Source organism: Azospirillum sp. B2RO_4, from assembly GCF_051124815.1.
GTDB lineage: Bacteria > Pseudomonadota > Alphaproteobacteria > Azospirillales > Azospirillaceae > Azospirillum.
Genome location: NZ_CP118485.1, coordinates 1,790,974 through 1,805,635, shown reverse-complemented (window position 1 = coordinate 1,805,635; position 14,662 = coordinate 1,790,974). Strand labels below are relative to the sequence as shown.

Annotated in this window: 10 protein-coding genes and 1 tRNA gene; 9 read left to right on the top strand and 2 right to left on the bottom strand. The window is 65.1% G+C overall.

The window, feature by feature from the left end; all coding sequences use genetic code 11:
* The first annotated feature begins 214 nt into the window (after positions 1 to 214).
* The 4 genes from clpX to PWS46_RS08495 all read left to right on the top strand — a co-directional run bounded on the left by clpX (position 215) and on the right by PWS46_RS08495 (position 4,999).
* Positions 215 to 1,477 (top strand): ATP-dependent Clp protease ATP-binding subunit ClpX, encoded by a 1,263-nt coding sequence (clpX, locus tag PWS46_RS08510; RefSeq protein ID WP_012974526.1) that lies wholly within the window; start codon positions 215 to 217, stop codon positions 1,475 to 1,477.
* 455 nt (positions 1,478 to 1,932) lie between these two features.
* Positions 1,933 to 4,344 carry an endopeptidase La gene (gene lon / locus PWS46_RS08505; RefSeq protein WP_085089787.1) on the top strand — a complete coding sequence of 804 codons (2,412 nt, stop codon included), beginning with the start codon at positions 1,933 to 1,935 and terminating at the stop codon, positions 4,342 to 4,344.
* A 199-nt stretch (positions 4,345 to 4,543) separates the two neighbouring features.
* The gene (locus PWS46_RS08500; RefSeq protein WP_012974523.1) at positions 4,544 to 4,816 is read left to right on the top strand and encodes an HU family DNA-binding protein; all 273 of its coding nucleotides are present in this window, start codon (positions 4,544 to 4,546) and stop codon (positions 4,814 to 4,816) included.
* Between the two features lie 108 nt (positions 4,817 to 4,924).
* Positions 4,925 to 4,999 (top strand) — tRNA-Val (locus tag PWS46_RS08495).
* A 96-nt stretch (positions 5,000 to 5,095) separates the two neighbouring features.
* Here PWS46_RS08495 and PWS46_RS08490 read toward each other — a convergent pair.
* Positions 5,096 to 6,265, bottom strand: coding sequence for a hypothetical protein (locus PWS46_RS08490; protein WP_434613710.1), 1,170 nt, complete (start codon positions 6,263 to 6,265; stop codon positions 5,096 to 5,098).
* Positions 6,266 to 6,399: 134 nt separating this feature from the next.
* Positions 6,400 to 8,694 (bottom strand): DNA topoisomerase, encoded by a 2,295-nt coding sequence (locus PWS46_RS08485; RefSeq protein ID WP_434613707.1) that lies wholly within the window; start codon positions 8,692 to 8,694, stop codon positions 6,400 to 6,402.
* Positions 8,695 to 8,727: 33 nt separating this feature from the next.
* On the opposite strand from PWS46_RS08485, the gene PWS46_RS08480 reads away from it, so the two are divergent.
* The 5 genes from PWS46_RS08480 (at position 8,728) to PWS46_RS08460 (ending at position 14,625) form a co-directional block, all read left to right on the top strand.
* On the top strand, positions 8,728 to 9,474 hold the full coding sequence (locus PWS46_RS08480) for a trypsin-like serine peptidase (protein ID WP_434613704.1): 747 nt from the start codon (positions 8,728 to 8,730) through the stop codon (positions 9,472 to 9,474).
* A 97-nt stretch (positions 9,475 to 9,571) separates the two neighbouring features.
* Positions 9,572 to 9,919, top strand: coding sequence for a RidA family protein (locus tag PWS46_RS08475; protein WP_434613701.1), 348 nt, complete (start codon positions 9,572 to 9,574; stop codon positions 9,917 to 9,919).
* A gap of 228 nt (positions 9,920 to 10,147) precedes the next feature.
* Positions 10,148 to 12,289: an elongation factor G gene (fusA, locus tag PWS46_RS08470; RefSeq protein WP_434613698.1), complete on the top strand. Its 2,142-nt coding sequence runs from the start codon at positions 10,148 to 10,150 to the stop codon at positions 12,287 to 12,289.
* A 303-nt stretch (positions 12,290 to 12,592) separates the two neighbouring features.
* On the top strand, positions 12,593 to 13,069 hold the full coding sequence (locus tag PWS46_RS08465) for a tetratricopeptide repeat protein (protein WP_434613695.1): 477 nt from the start codon (positions 12,593 to 12,595) through the stop codon (positions 13,067 to 13,069).
* Between the two features lie 164 nt (positions 13,070 to 13,233).
* On the top strand, positions 13,234 to 14,625 hold the full coding sequence (locus tag PWS46_RS08460) for a hypothetical protein (protein ID WP_434613692.1): 1,392 nt from the start codon (positions 13,234 to 13,236) through the stop codon (positions 14,623 to 14,625).
* Positions 14,626 to 14,662: the final 37 nt, after the last annotated feature.

The window sequence follows — 14,662 nt, the reverse complement described above, 5'->3', positions numbered from 1 at the left end:
TGAATGGCAGTGACACGATCCGGTCATAGGGACCGGTCATAGGGGAACCCCCCTGTGGCATGTCCGGTATGCGGATTGTGATGCGTCGGCAAAACGGCGCATGACCTTGTCGCGGACGCCGTCCGCGATAACCTGAGTAGGACCGGCGTCGGGGGGCGCCGCGAACGGGCATGGTCCTAGGGGGCCACGCCTCCCGCGAGATGACGGAGTACCGATGAGCAAGTCCAGCAGCGGCGATTCGAAGAATACGCTCTACTGCTCCTTCTGCGGCAAGAGCCAGCACGAGGTCCGCAAGCTGATTGCCGGTCCGACGGTGTTCATCTGTGATGAATGCGTCGAACTGTGCATGGACATCATTCGCGAGGAGAACAAGACGACCCTCGTGAAGTCCCGCGACGGGGTTCCGACTCCGCGCGACATTCATGCGGTGCTCGACGATTACGTCATCGGACAGTCCTACGCCAAGCGCGTGCTGTCCGTGGCGGTCCACAACCATTACAAGCGCCTCGCCCACGGGACGAAGCACAACGACGTCGAACTGGCGAAGTCGAACATCCTGCTGATCGGCCCGACCGGCTGCGGCAAGACGCTGCTGGCCCAGACCCTGGCCCGCATCATCGATGTTCCCTTCACCATGGCCGACGCCACGACGCTGACCGAAGCCGGTTACGTCGGCGAGGATGTCGAGAACATCATCCTCAAGCTGCTGCAGGCCGCCGATTACAACGTCGAGCGGGCGCAGCGCGGCATCGTCTACATCGACGAGGTCGACAAGATCAGCCGCAAGTCCGACAACCCGTCGATCACCCGCGACGTGTCGGGCGAGGGCGTGCAGCAGGCCCTGCTGAAGATCATGGAGGGCACCGTCGCCTCCGTGCCGCCGCAGGGCGGGCGCAAGCATCCCCAGCAGGAGTTCCTGCAGGTCGACACCAGCAACATCCTGTTCATCTGCGGCGGCGCCTTCGCCGGCCTGGACAAGATCATCGCCCAGCGCGGCAAGGGTACCAGCATCGGCTTCGGCGCCGATGTCCGTTCCGCCGACGAGCGCGCCACCGGCGAGATCCTGCACGAGGTCGAGCCCGAGGATCTGCTGAAGTTCGGCCTGATCCCCGAGTTCATCGGCCGTCTGCCGGTGCTCGCCACCCTGTCCGATCTGGACGAGGCGGCGCTGGTCGAGATCCTGAGCAAGCCGAAGAACGCCCTGGTCAAGCAGTACCAGCGCCTGTTCGAGATGGAGGATGTCCATCTGGAGTTCTCCGAGGACGCCATGCGCGCCATCGCCCACAAGGCGATCGCCCGCAAGACCGGCGCCCGCGGCCTACGCTCGATCATGGAAGCCATCCTGCTCGACCCGATGTTCGACCTGCCGGGACTGACCGGCATCGAGAGCATTCTGGTCAACAAGGAAGTGGTCGAAGGGCGCGCCAAGCCGCTCTACGTCCATGCCGAACGACGCAGCGAAGCCCCGGGGGCCTGATCGGACGACGGGTCGTCGGACTCTCTGTGGCGGGACGATGAGAGGGGCGCTTCGGCGCCCCTTTTTCTTTTCCGGCCTGTTTCAGATGCGGCCATTGCATGGGGCGGGAACCGTCCATTCCGAATCGTGCTTGTCCGGCGTGAGCGTAGCGGTTCGGCCATGCCCTGCGGCCTCAATTGAGGGGCGGGGCCTCCGTTTGGGCGGTCGAAGGGGTGGAAAATCGGCTCGAACCGCCTTTCAAGCCGTCCGAAAGGCGAGCAAAGGCGACCTTGGCCGGCCAAACGGCCGTTTCACCCTGCGGAAACGGTGGGAAGACGGTCGCTGCCACTTGAAGGGCGCATGGCCGTGTGCCACGTTAGTCCGGTGCCGTAGGCGATCCCCGCGCTCAACCCGAGGCGGGGTCCGTGTCAGGCCCATTCCGGGCTGGCGGCGATCCATTCATTGAGGCCCTGCCCATGATCGAACTCTCCCGTGGTGCCCTCTACCCGGTCCTGCCGCTGCGCGACATCGTGGTCTTCCCCCACATGATCGTGCCGCTGTTCGTCGGGCGCGAGAAGTCCGTGCGCGCGCTGGAAGACGTGATGAAGGATGATAAGCAGATTCTGCTCGTCACCCAGAAGAACGCCGCGCAGGACGATCCGACTCCGGCCGACATCTACAGCGTCGGCACCGTCGGCACCGTGTTGCAGTTGCTCAAGCTGCCGGACGGGACCGTCAAGGTGCTGGTGGAAGGTGGCCAGCGCGCCGCCATCACCAAGTTCGCCGACAATGAGGAGTTCTTCCAGGCCCAGGCCGAACTGGTCGAGGAAAAGACCGGCGAGAACCAGGAGCTGGAGGCGCTGAGCCGCGCCGTCGTCTCCCAGTTCGAGCAGTACATCAAGCTGAACAAGAAGATCCCGCCGGAAGTGCTGGTCTCGATCAACCAGATCGAGGAAGCCGGCAAGCTGGCCGACACCGTCGCCTCGCATCTGGCGCTGAAGATTCCGGAAAAGCAGCAGCTGCTGGAATGCGCCACCGTGTCGGAGCGTCTGGAGCGGGTCTATGCCTTCATGGAAGGCGAGATCGGCGTGCTGCAGGTGGAAAAGCGCATCCGCAACCGCGTCAAGCGGCAGATGGAGAAGACTCAGCGCGAGTACTATCTGAATGAGCAGCTGAAGGCGATCCAGAAGGAACTCGGCGAGACCGAGGACGGCCGCGACGAGTCGGCGGAGCTGGAAGAGAAGATCAACAAGACCCGCTTCTCCAAGGAAGCCCGCGAGAAGGCGCTCGCCGAGCTGAAGAAGTTGCGGTCGATGAGCCCGATGTCGGCGGAAGCCACCGTGGTCCGCAACTATCTGGATTGGATGCTGTCCATTCCGTGGAAGAAGCGCACCAAGGTGAAGCGCGACCTGAAGCTGGCCCAGAAGGTGCTGGACGCCGACCATTATGGTCTGGAGAAGGTCAAGGAGCGCATCCTCGAGTATCTCGCCGTCCAGAACCGCATGAACAAGGTCAAGGGCCCGATCCTCTGCCTCGTTGGCCCGCCCGGCGTCGGTAAGACCTCGCTCGGCAAGTCGATCGCCAAGTCCACCGGGCGCAACTTTGTCCGTATGTCGCTGGGCGGCGTCCGTGACGAGGCCGAGGTGCGCGGTCACCGCCGCACCTACATCGGCTCGATGCCCGGCAAGGTCATCCAGGGCATGAAGAAGGCCAAGTCCTCCAACCCGCTCTTCCTGCTGGACGAAATCGACAAGCTCGGCGCCGACTGGCGCGGCGATCCGTCGTCCGCCCTGCTGGAGGTTCTGGATCCGGAACAGAACGGCACCTTCAACGACCATTACCTGGAGGTCGATTACGACCTGTCCGACGTGATGTTCGTCTGCACGGCCAACACGATGCGCATGCCGCAGCCGCTGCTGGACCGCATGGAGATCATCCGCGTCGCCGGTTACACCGAGGACGAGAAGGTCGAGATCTCCAAGCGTCACCTGATCGAAAAGCAGATCGAGGCGAACGGCCTGAAGAAGGGCGAGTTCACCATCTCCGACGACGCGATGCGCGACCTGATCCGCTATTACACGCGGGAAGCCGGCGTCCGTTCGCTGGAGCGCGAGATCGCCAACCTCTGCCGCAAGGCGGTGAAGGAGATCCTGCTGAAGGGCGGCAACGCCAAGGTGTCGGTCACCCGCCGCAACCTCGACAAGTATGCCGGTGTCCGCCGCTTCCATTACGGCGAGGCGGAGCTGGAGGATCTGGTGGGCGTCACCACCGGTTTGGCCTGGACCGAGGTCGGCGGCGAGTTGCTGTCGATCGAGGCCGTCGGCCTGCCCGGCAAGGGCCGCGTCACCACCACCGGCAAGCTGGGCGACGTGATGAAGGAATCGGTCCAGGCGGCCGAGAGCTACGTCAAGTCGCGCGCCGTCGCCTTCGGCATCAAGCCGACGCTGTTCGAGAAGAAGGACATCCACGTCCACGTTCCCGAAGGCGCCACGCCGAAGGACGGTCCGTCGGCGGGTGTCGCCATGGCGACCTCCATCGTCTCGGTGCTGACCGGCATTCCGGTCCGCAAGGACGTGGCGATGACCGGCGAGATCACGCTGCGCGGCCGGGTCCTGCCCATCGGCGGCCTGAAGGAGAAGCTGCTGGCCGCTCTGCGCGGCGGCATCAAGCATGTGCTGATCCCGAAGGACAACGAGAAGGACTTGGCGGACATCCCCGACAACGTGAAGCGCGGGCTGGAGATCATGCCCGTCGGCACGGTTGACGAGGTGCTGCGCAACGCCCTGGTCCGTCCGCTGGAGCCGATCGAGTGGACCGAGCCCGAGGTCGATCCGGCCGCGGCGAAGGCCCAGGAGAAGGGTGCCGACGGCGAGGTCCTGCGTCACTGATCCGGGGCTGGAACGGCCATGATCTGATCGTAGCCGTCGCCGGACAGTCGACTTTTGGGACAACAGGAGCTTAGCCGCCCGTCGGGAATTGACGGGCGGCAAACGCTGTGCTTATCCTTTGCTTCCAAAAAGTCGTGGACGAAAAGTCCTGGGGCGGCTTTTGTCTTTCAGTATTTGCTGAATTTCGAAGGGGGATTGCGTGAACAAGAACGATCTCGTGGCGCATGTTGCCGAAGCGTCCGGTCTGTCGAAGACCGACGCCACGAAGGCCGTCGACGCCGTGTTCGACAGCATCGCCGAGTCCTTGAAGAACGGCGATGAGGTCCGTCTGGTCGGCTTCGGCACCTTCGCGGTGGCTGAGCGCCCCGCGACCGAGGGCCGCAACCCGCGCACCGGCGAGAAGATCGACATCCCGGCGTCCAAGCAGCCGAAGTTCAAGGCCGGCAAGACCCTCAAGGACGCTCTGAACTGAGCGTGAGGTTTAGCGAGCTTGAAGTTTTCGGCCCGTTCAGGGCATAGTGCGGCCGGCCGGGCAACCACCCGGCCGGCTTGCATTTCAGTGCATGATTTTTTCAGGTTCGGGCGATTAGCTCAGCGGTAGAGCGTCTCGTTTACACCGAGAATGTCGGGGGTTCGATCCCCTCATCGCCCACCATTCCCGCCTCTGCCGAGCCCCGTTCCGGGGCTTTTTTCATGCCCGCATGCCCATGAACGCGCACTGGGGAGCACCCGATGGCGCCCCCCTCGCCGGTCACTGCTCGCCGCAGGGGTTCGGCTGGTCCTTCATGCCGACATAGCCCTGCTTCGCGTCGTACAGGAACTGGTACTGCCGCAGGAAATGGCGGCCGGTGTTGATGAAGGGCGCGCGTGTGTCGGTGCTGGAGGGGATCACCTGCGCCGGTTCGTTCGGTGCGCCGGCGCCGACGATGAAGGCGTCGGTGGCGATCGGGTCGGCGGCGTTCGGAATCCGGACGGCTACCGAGGTGTTGGGCGCCAGCACACCCACCTTCTTCGTCGGCTCGCTCAGGTCCGTCTGCTCCACCTTGGCGAACTGGATCGCGGTCGGCAGCGTCATGTAGCTCTGCGGAATGCCGGTATCGACCAGGATGTTCGCCGGCGTGCAGATCGGACCGCTGGCGTCGCGGTTCTGATCCGGATTCACCGTGATGCATCCGCGCGGCATCATCCAGTCGCCGGGATATTGCGCGTAGGGTTCCAACTTGGCGAAGCGGAAGCCGGCGGTGTTGGCGGCGGTCAGGCCGACCTGGATGCCCTGGCGGCCGATGATGTAGCCCGTGTTCAGCGTGCCGTCGGCGATGGGCTGGCCGTTCACGCTGCGCAGGTTCAGCAGGACATTCTTGTCCGGCGTGCCCTGAGGCTGGAAATCCGCCTCCTGACCGAAGCCGACGCCCATATACAGCACCGGCTTTTCCGGGGCCGGCAGTCCGGGGCAGATCTGCTGGTCGGTCTGGTAGCTGTCACAGCGTCCGGATTTTTCCACGCCCAGGATGAAGACCTCCGATGTCGCCACCGGCTGGTTGGCGCGGTCATACAGGGTGACCGTCATCGGCACCCAGGTGCCGACCCACAGCACCTTGCTGCTCGACAGGAACTGCGTTCCCGGCTTGGCGCCCGGAGCGGATTTCAGCGTCTCGTAATTGGGAATATTCGCAGCGGACATGGCCACGCCGACCGATCCGGTGTCCATGGTCACCGTGTGGATCGTGCTGTCGCCGGCGATGCTGAAATTCAGCTTCGGCGGGTCGGTGAAGGACACGGGCTGGAAATTTGCGAAGGGAATGCATTGGGTTACGCTGGCGCCGCCGTAGTTCGGCAGGCTCTGGGCCAGCGCAGGAGTTGCCGCGGCCAGGGTCAGCGCTGCGGCGGTGACGGTGCGCGAGGTCCGACCGGAAAATCTCATGGAAAGCGCTCAGCAATAATTGCGTATTCCATGAGAATTACCGGCAGAGCGGGTGGAGTCCAGCGATCCTTTTCGCCAAAGTGGCGCGCCCTGTAACAATATCGGCAATCGTGAGCGCGGCTGTCGATCGGCGCTCAGCGGGCGTGCTGATCCAGAAAGCTGCGGCACTGGTCAAAATCACGCAGGCATGGGTCGGGCAGGGCGATTCCCTTGCGTTCCGCCAGGCTGCGGGCAAAGGCGACCATGCGCTCGGTCGGTTCGCGGCGGCGTCGCGGCTCCGGAATGGGCGAGGCCTCCGCCGGCGTGCTTTCGGGCACTGCGGCAGCGGGCGGCGCGCTGCCGGCTCCCCTGGTCTTGCGGGTGCGTCGTGATTTCGGTGTCGTCGCGTCCCCGTCGGCGGGTGCCGCCACCTTGCGGAGTCGCCGTCTTGCAGGCTTCGCCACATCGCCCGATACAGCGCCGCCGCCCCGCGCCGCCGTGCTTCGTCCGGTCGCGCCGCGGCGGGTGAATCGGACCTTGGCCGCGGGCAGGCCGAGATCCAGCGCGGCTCCACGCTGTCCGACCAATGCGCCGATCAGTCGGTCGGCCTCGCTGGCGATGGCGTCGATGACGTGGCGGAAATCGGCGCGGCCGGTCACCACCTCGTCCAGCTTCATCTCCCACAGCGCGGTGGTGCCGGGATCGACCAGGGTCGGGGCGGCGGCGCGCAGGGTTTCGAACAGATGCAGGCCGGCCGGGGTCGGCACCAGCCATTTGCCGTCGGCCCCCAGCAGGTTCTGCTTGCGCAGCCCCTTGATCACCTCGGCGCGGGTGGCGGGGGTGCCGATTCCCTTGGCCTCCTTCAGCCGGTCGCGCAGCGCCGGATCCTCGACGAACCGCCAGGCGTTCTGCATGGCGTCGACCAGCGTGCCTTCGTTGTAGCGCGGCGGTGCCTGGGTGCGCTTGGCCTCCACCTTGGGATCGCTCAGGGTCGCTTGCTCGCCGTCGGTCAGCGGCGGCAGGGTCTGCTCGGCCTCCTCCTCCGGCTTGCCATCGGATTCGGCGGAGCCGAAGGCGGCTTTCCAGCCCAGCTTCAGCGGAATGCGGCCGACGGCGCGGAAGGCGACCGGCTTGGCCCCCTCGGGCGTCGGCACCGGAACCGGCATGGTCACGCTGGTCTGGCGATATTGGTAATCCGGCATCACCGCGGCGAGATATGAGCGGCAGATCAGCGCGAACAGCCGCTTCTCGTCGTCGGTCAGCCGGACCAGCCGCGACTCCAGATCGTCCAGCACATTGACGTTGGGAATCACCGCATGGTGCGACACGCCTTCCAGCGCCTTGTCGCAAAAATGGCCGGACTTGCCCTTGCGGATCACCGGCCGGGAAATATCCAGATGGGCGAAGCCGCGCAGCCGGGTCAGCGCGCCGACGATGGCCGGCGCATCGGCGATCTGGTTCTCCGAGAGGTAGCGCGCCTCGGCGCGCGGATAGGTGATGAGCTTCTTGCCTTCGCCGTCATACAGCTCCTGCGCCACCGCCAGCGTGCGGTCGGCGGTCCAGCCCCAGCGCTGGCCGCAGGTCTTCTGCAGCGAGGGCAGGTCATACAGCTTCGGCGGCGCCTGCCGTTTCTCCTCGACCGTGACGGTCAGCGGGCCGCGGTGGCTGTCGGCGGCGCGGGCGATGGCCTCGGCGTTCGCGCGGTCCTTGATGCGGTCCTTCGGCGCCGGGGCGTGGCGCATCAGGAAGCTGCCCTCCGCCACGGTGGCGGTCGCCACGACCTCGAAATAATCCTCGGGCTTGAAGTTGCGGATTTCCAGCTCGCGCAGGCAGACGATGGCGAGAGTCGGGGTCTTCACCCGGCCGATGCCGATGACGCCGCGGGTGCCGGGGGCCAGCAGGGTCTTGGTCGCGGTGCGGGTCAGTGAAAGGTTGTAGATCTGGTCGGCCTGCTGGCGCGCCACCGCCGCCTCATAGAGCGGGCGCATGCTGTCGTTGGGCTTCAACTGGGCGAAGGCGTCGCGCAGGGTCTTCGGGTCCTGCGCCGTGAAAAGCGCGCGCCGCACCTTGCCGCGATAGCCGACATGCTCCAGGATCTCCTGGCCGATCAGCTGGCCCTCGCGGTCGCAGTCGGTGGCGAGGATCACCTCGTCGCAGGCGCGAAGGGCGGCGGTGATCGCCTGCAGTTTCGCAGCCTTGTTGCCGCCCTGGTCGGGGCGGGTGGGATAGAGCCCGTCCGGCTTCAGCAGGGTCGGCGACCAGCGCTTCCAGGCGGGATCGACCTCGTCCGGCTCGGCAAGCCGCAACAGATGGCCTTCGGCCGGCAGGATGCGGCCGTGGCGGTCGCCCAGGGCCGCGCGCAGGTCCTTCGCCTGGCTGGATTTTTCGGTGATGATCAGCGTCGCCATGCTGCGGAGGATACGGGATTGAAGGAAACGGAGCAAGAACATGCATGGACCCTGAGCGGCCTTGGCCTTGGCTTTATGGTCGCAGCCATTGTCGCGCTGGCGGCCCTTGCCGGTGCGCGTGAAGTCCATGCCGAACGGCCGCTGCTCCCAGGCGTCGGGCCCGGCGACCGGCGGGCGCCGGTGGATGCGACCGCGGATCCCTGGCGCAGCATCGTCCGGGTTCAGACCAATCTGGCGGGCCGCTGCACCGGGGCGCTGGTCGGCCTGCGCACGGTGGTGACCGCCGGCCACTGCCTGTTCAATCCGCGCACACGGCGCTTCCTGCAGGCGTCCTCCCTGCATGTCCTGTTCGGCTATGACCGGGGGGAGTTCACCCGCCACGTCACGGTCGCGCGGGTTGCGACCGACCCGGTCTACGATCCCGCGTCCGCGACTCCGATGGTCGCCGCCGACTGGGCGGTGCTGACCCTGTCGGAGCCCGCCCCGGCGTCGGTGCCTCCGCTGCCCCTCGGCGCCGGACACCTGCCGTCGGGAACGCCGGTGATGCTCGGCGGCTACAGCCAGGACCGGGCGCAAATCCTGATGGCCGACCGCGACTGTCATCTGTTGGGTGAAAGCGCCGGTCTGCTGGTGCACGATTGCGACGCCACGCGCGGGACCAGCGGCGGGCCGCTGCTGGTGCGGAGGTGGAATGGCGAGGGCTGGTCGGTTGCCGGAGTCGGTGTCGCCGCCGGCCCCGGCCCGGCCGTGCGCAATTTTGCGGTTCCGTCCGCGCGTTTCGCCGCACTTTTGGCGAAGGATACCGCTGCGGGTCAGCCCTGAGCGCATGAGACGCATTTTTCGCTTCGCGCGCGGCCCCGAATGGCATAGACGTACCCCCGTCTTTTTCGAGCCCCCCGGAACCCGGAGTCTTTCCGCAATGTCGATCCAGCGCTTCCACACCGGACCGCGCATGAGCCAGATGGTTGTCCACAAGGACACGGTCTATCTCGCCGGTCAGGTCGCCGACGAGCCGACGCCCGACGTCGAGCGTCAGACCGCCCAGATCCTGGCCCAGATCGACGCCTTGCTGGCGGAAGCGGGCAGCGACAAGAGCAAGCTGCTGTCGGCCACGATCTATCTGGTGGACATCGCCAGCTTCGGCGCGATGAACAAGGCGTGGGAGGCCTGGGTCGATCCGGCCAATTCGCCGGCCCGCGCCACGGTGGAAGCCAAGCTGGCCGCTCCTGAGTATCTCGTTGAAATTCAGGTCACCGCTGCTAAATAAGGCGGCGGAAACGGGGCGACCCGGCAGCCTCGGTTGGGGTGTGCCGGCGTGGCCCGAACGCTGTGAGGGCCGCGCGCTTCAATATTCCGACAAATTGCTTGTCGGTTTACGGAATGTTAATGACGCCTTAACAGATCGCCCGTAAAACCCCGACCAACCTCTGCCGCCGAAGCGGACGACCCTGACGGTCGCGCTTCGGTTGTCGCGTTACTGCAATGGAACCGCAACATGCCGCGCCAAACGCCACTGTCTGACATTCGGAACATCGGCATCATCGCCCACGTCGACGCGGGCAAGACGACGACCACCGAGCGTATTCTGTACTACACCGGTCGCAAGCACACGATCATCGACGTCCACGAGACGAAGGATCTGAAGACGTCGACCACGACCGACTACATGGAGCAGGAGCAGAAGCGCGGCATCACCATTCAGTCCGCCGCGGTCTCGGCCTTCTGGCGCGACAAGAAGATCAACGTCATCGACACCCCCGGCCACGTCGATTTCACCATCGAGGTGAACCGCTCGCTGCGTGTGCTCGACGGCGCGGTCGTGGTGTTCGACGGCGTCGCCGGCGTGGAGCCGCAGTCGGAGACCAACTGGCGTCTGGCGGACAACTACAACGTTCCGCGTATCTGCTACGTCAACAAGATGGACCGCTCCGGCGCCAACTTCCAGCGCTGCGTCAGCATGATCCGTCAGCGTCTGAATGCCCGTCCGGTCTGCATCCAGGTTCCGCTGGGCTCGGAAGACAACTTCCGCGGCATGGTCGACCTCGTCGAGATGAAGGCCTATGTCTGGTTCTCGGACGACAAGGACGCCAAGTGGGAAGTCTGGGAGGTCACCGACGATCTCGCCGAGAAGCTGAACCTGACCGTCAAGGAAGACCTCGACAACATCGCGCTGATCCCGTCGCTGCGCTCCGAGCTGGTCGACACCGCTCTGGAGCAGGACGACGCCGCGATGGAAGCCTACCTGGAGTCGGGTGAGGAGCCGTCGCCGGACGTTCTGCGCGCCTGCCTGCGCAAGGGCACCATCAAGAGCGCCTTCACCCCGGTGCTCTGCGGCTCGTCCTACAAGAACAAGGGCGTCCAGCAGGTTCTGGATGCGGTCGTCGATCTGCTGCCGGCCCCGACCGACGTCGAGGCGATCAAGACGGTGGACGAGGACGGCAACCCGAACGGCGAGCGTCTCAGCTCCGACGACGCGCCCTTCTCGGCGCTGGCCTTCAAGGTGCTGAACGACACCTACGGCTCGATGACCTTCGTCCGCGTCTATTCGGGCGTGCTGACCAAGGGCATGTCGATCCTGAACTCGACCCGCGGCAAGCGCGAGAAGATCGGCCGCATGGTCGAGATGTACGCGAAGGACGCCAACCCGATCGAGGAAGCCCGCGCCGGCGACATCATCGCGCTCGTCTCCCTGCAGGAGACCGAGACCGGTGACACGCTCTGCGACGCCGCCCACCCGGTCATCCTGGAGCGCATGCGCTTCCCCGACCCCGTCATCAGCGTCTCGGTCGAGCCGAAGACCAAGGGCGAGCAGGAGAAGTTCTCGATCGCGCTCGGCAAGATGGTCCGCGCCGATCCGTCGCTCCGTCTGGAGACCGACCGTGAAACCGGCCAGACCATCCTGCGCGGCATGGGCGAGCTGCACCTGGAAGTGACGCTGGACCGCATGCGCACGGAGTTCGGCGTGGAAGGCAACATGGGCAAGCCCCAGGTCGCCTACCGCGAGACGATCACCAAGCCGGTCGAATACACCTATACCCACAAGAAGCAGACCGGTGGTTCGGGCCAGTTCGCCGAAGTGAAGATCATCTTCGAGCCGCTGGAGCGTGGCGCCGGCTTCACCTTCAAGGACGAGACGGTCGGCGGTTCGGTTCCGCGCGAATATGTCCCGTCGGTCGGCAAGGGTCTGGAGATGCAGAAGGAAGACGGCGTCCTCGCCGGCTATCCGACGGTCGACTTCAGCGCCCGCCTGGTGGACGGCAAGTACCACGACGTCGACTCGAACGCCCTGACGTTCGAAATCGCCGCCAAGGCCTGCTTCCGTGAGGCTCTGCCGAAGGCCGGTCCGATCCTGCTGGAGCCGGTGATGAAGGTCGAGATCGTCACGCCGGAGGATTACCTGGGCGACGTCATCGGCGACGTGAACCGTCGTCGCGGCACCGTCCTGGGCCAGCTGGAGCGTGGTTCGAACATCGCCGTCGAGGCCAATGTCCCGCTGAACGAAATGTTCGGCTACATCGGCCAGCTGCGCGGCATGACCTCGGGCCGTGCGTCCTACTCGATGGAGTTCAGCCACTACGAGCCGGTGCCGCGCAACGTCACCGACGAGATCGTGGCCGGCCGCAACAAGGCCGCCTGATCGCCCGACCGGCAATCAGGAGACATCCGGTAAAGCAGACGGCCGGCGGAGCGATCCGCCGGCCGTTCGCCGTTTACGCCTCCTCCTTCGCCTGCACCAACGGTATAGGGGGCATAGGTCGGCGGCTCTAACGCCCAAGGGCAGCGCCTCTGACCAATTCTTTAGCGTTTTGCAACCAAAAAATAGTTGGCAGCTCGTCGAATCCGTGCCCAAATTTGGAGCATGATGATTCGACGCTTCTTTTCCTTGACAGTGCTTTTGCTGCTGACCCTCGGGGTGCCGGCTGGCGCGGGGCAGGGGAACATGCGTCTCGACAGTCTTTTCCAGGCTTTGCACAGCACCACCGACGCCGCCTATGCCGAATCGGTGGAGGAGCATATCTGGGACTTCTGGCTGGAGCATCCCGATCCGGTGATGGTGCGCGACATGCGCGCCGGGGTGTTCAGCCTGAACAGCGACGACTACGAGTCGGCGCTGCACGCCTTCGACGCGGTGGTCGCCCGCGACCCGTCCTATGCCGAAGGATGGAACAAGCGTGCCGCCGCCCACTACATGCTGGGCGACTATCGCGCCGCCATGCTGGACCTGCGCCATGCCCTGTCGCTCGAACCCCGTCACTTCGGGGCGCTGGTGGAGTTGGGCCTCGTTTATCTGGCGCTGGGCGATGAAAAGCCGGCGCTGCGGGCGTTCGATGCGGCGCTGAAAATCAACCCGCATCTCAGCCGCGTCCGCGTCCAGGCCGAGGCTATCCGTCATCGGATTGCCGGAACCGACCTGTAGGCGGACGGACCTGCGCCTCCGATGGTCACGCGTAGATTTTCACCGAAAAACTATCAATAGGAGTATAACCTTCGGCGGCACGACCGCCGAGCGGTTGCCAGGCCATGGCTGCACGCTTTGAAAGTGGCGTGTCGGCGCGATCGACGGGGGCGACCGGGGGCGTGATGTTCGACGAAGTGGTTCATGTGGTCGGCGAATTGCGTGTGCTGAGCGCGCTCGGCCTGCTCTGCCTGTCCTTCATTCTGCCGCTGACGATCTTCATCGGCCGCAGCAACATCAAGAATGTGCGGCAGAAGATCATCGCGGACCTCGAGTCGGTCTTCCGCATCGAAGGGCAGGAACACGACCAACTGATTCCCTCCTTCGAATTCGCCGCCTACAAATATCGCGCGTTGCCGCAGGGGCCGGACAACACCCAGCCATCTGAATGGCGCGCCTATTTTTTTCCGGTCGTGGTCTTCATCATGGTGTCCTTCAGCGGCTTCCTGACCTCCAGCGGCATGCTGCTGAGCAAGGACCGGCTGGACCATTTCCAGCCGCTGTTCAGCGGTATGACCCTGTACGGAGTCGACGGGGTCACGCCGATGGATCTGGTGCATTACCAGCTCCAAACCGTGGCGGTGCTGTCCTTCGCCTTCTTCGGTGCCTATGTCTGGTCGATCGACTACCTGATCCGCCGCATCTCCAATTACGATCTGTCGCCGATCTCTTTCCTGCGGGTGACCGGCCACATCATCCTGGCCTGCATCACCGCGGTAACCCTGCATCACGCCTATATGGACATGGCGAAGATCGTGCCGGAGGGGGCGGTCGGTGACGGCGTGCCGGAATTGCTGGTGGCTTTCCTGACCGGCTTCTTCCCCAAACTCGGCCTGCAGACTCTGCTGAGCCGGGTGCCTCAGTTGCAGGTCCGGCGGATCGATCCGCGAGCCCAGGGCTTCATCCGCGAATATCCGATCGACATGATTCTCGGCATCGACGCGGCCATCAAGTTCCGGCTGGCCGAGTTCGAGATCGAGGACGTGCAGAATCTGGCCACGGCAAACCCGATCCTGCTGTTCGTCGAGACGCCTTACGGCATCTACGAGACGATGGATTGGGTGGCGCAGGCGCAACTGATCCTGGCGCTGGACCTCGACCAGATCGAGGCTCTGCGGGTCATCAATGTCCGCACGATATTCGACATCGAGCGCTTCATGAGCCGGCCGGAGTCGCGGCCGCGGCTGGTGCAGGCGCTGAACTGCCCGAAGACCGACGGCAAGGGAACGGTGCTGCTGGCCGACCGCGGCATCGCGCTGGAAAATCTCGACTCGGTGGTGCAGGCGATCGGCGAGGATCTGCATGTCCAGCGCCTGCGCCAGATCTGGCGCAACATCGAACTGAAGCTCAGCCTTGACCTGCCGCAGGTCATGCGCGACCGTGCCTTGCTGAATGCCGGCCGGATGCCGCTGCGGCCGGTGCCGGTCGAGGATGTGACGGACGATCACTCTGGTTCCGACCTCGCGCAAGGCGCCACCGGCGCGGCGCCGGTCAGGCAACCGGTTCCGGCCGAATAGCGGCCGGCATTTCACCTTGACAAGCTCTGCGGTTTTT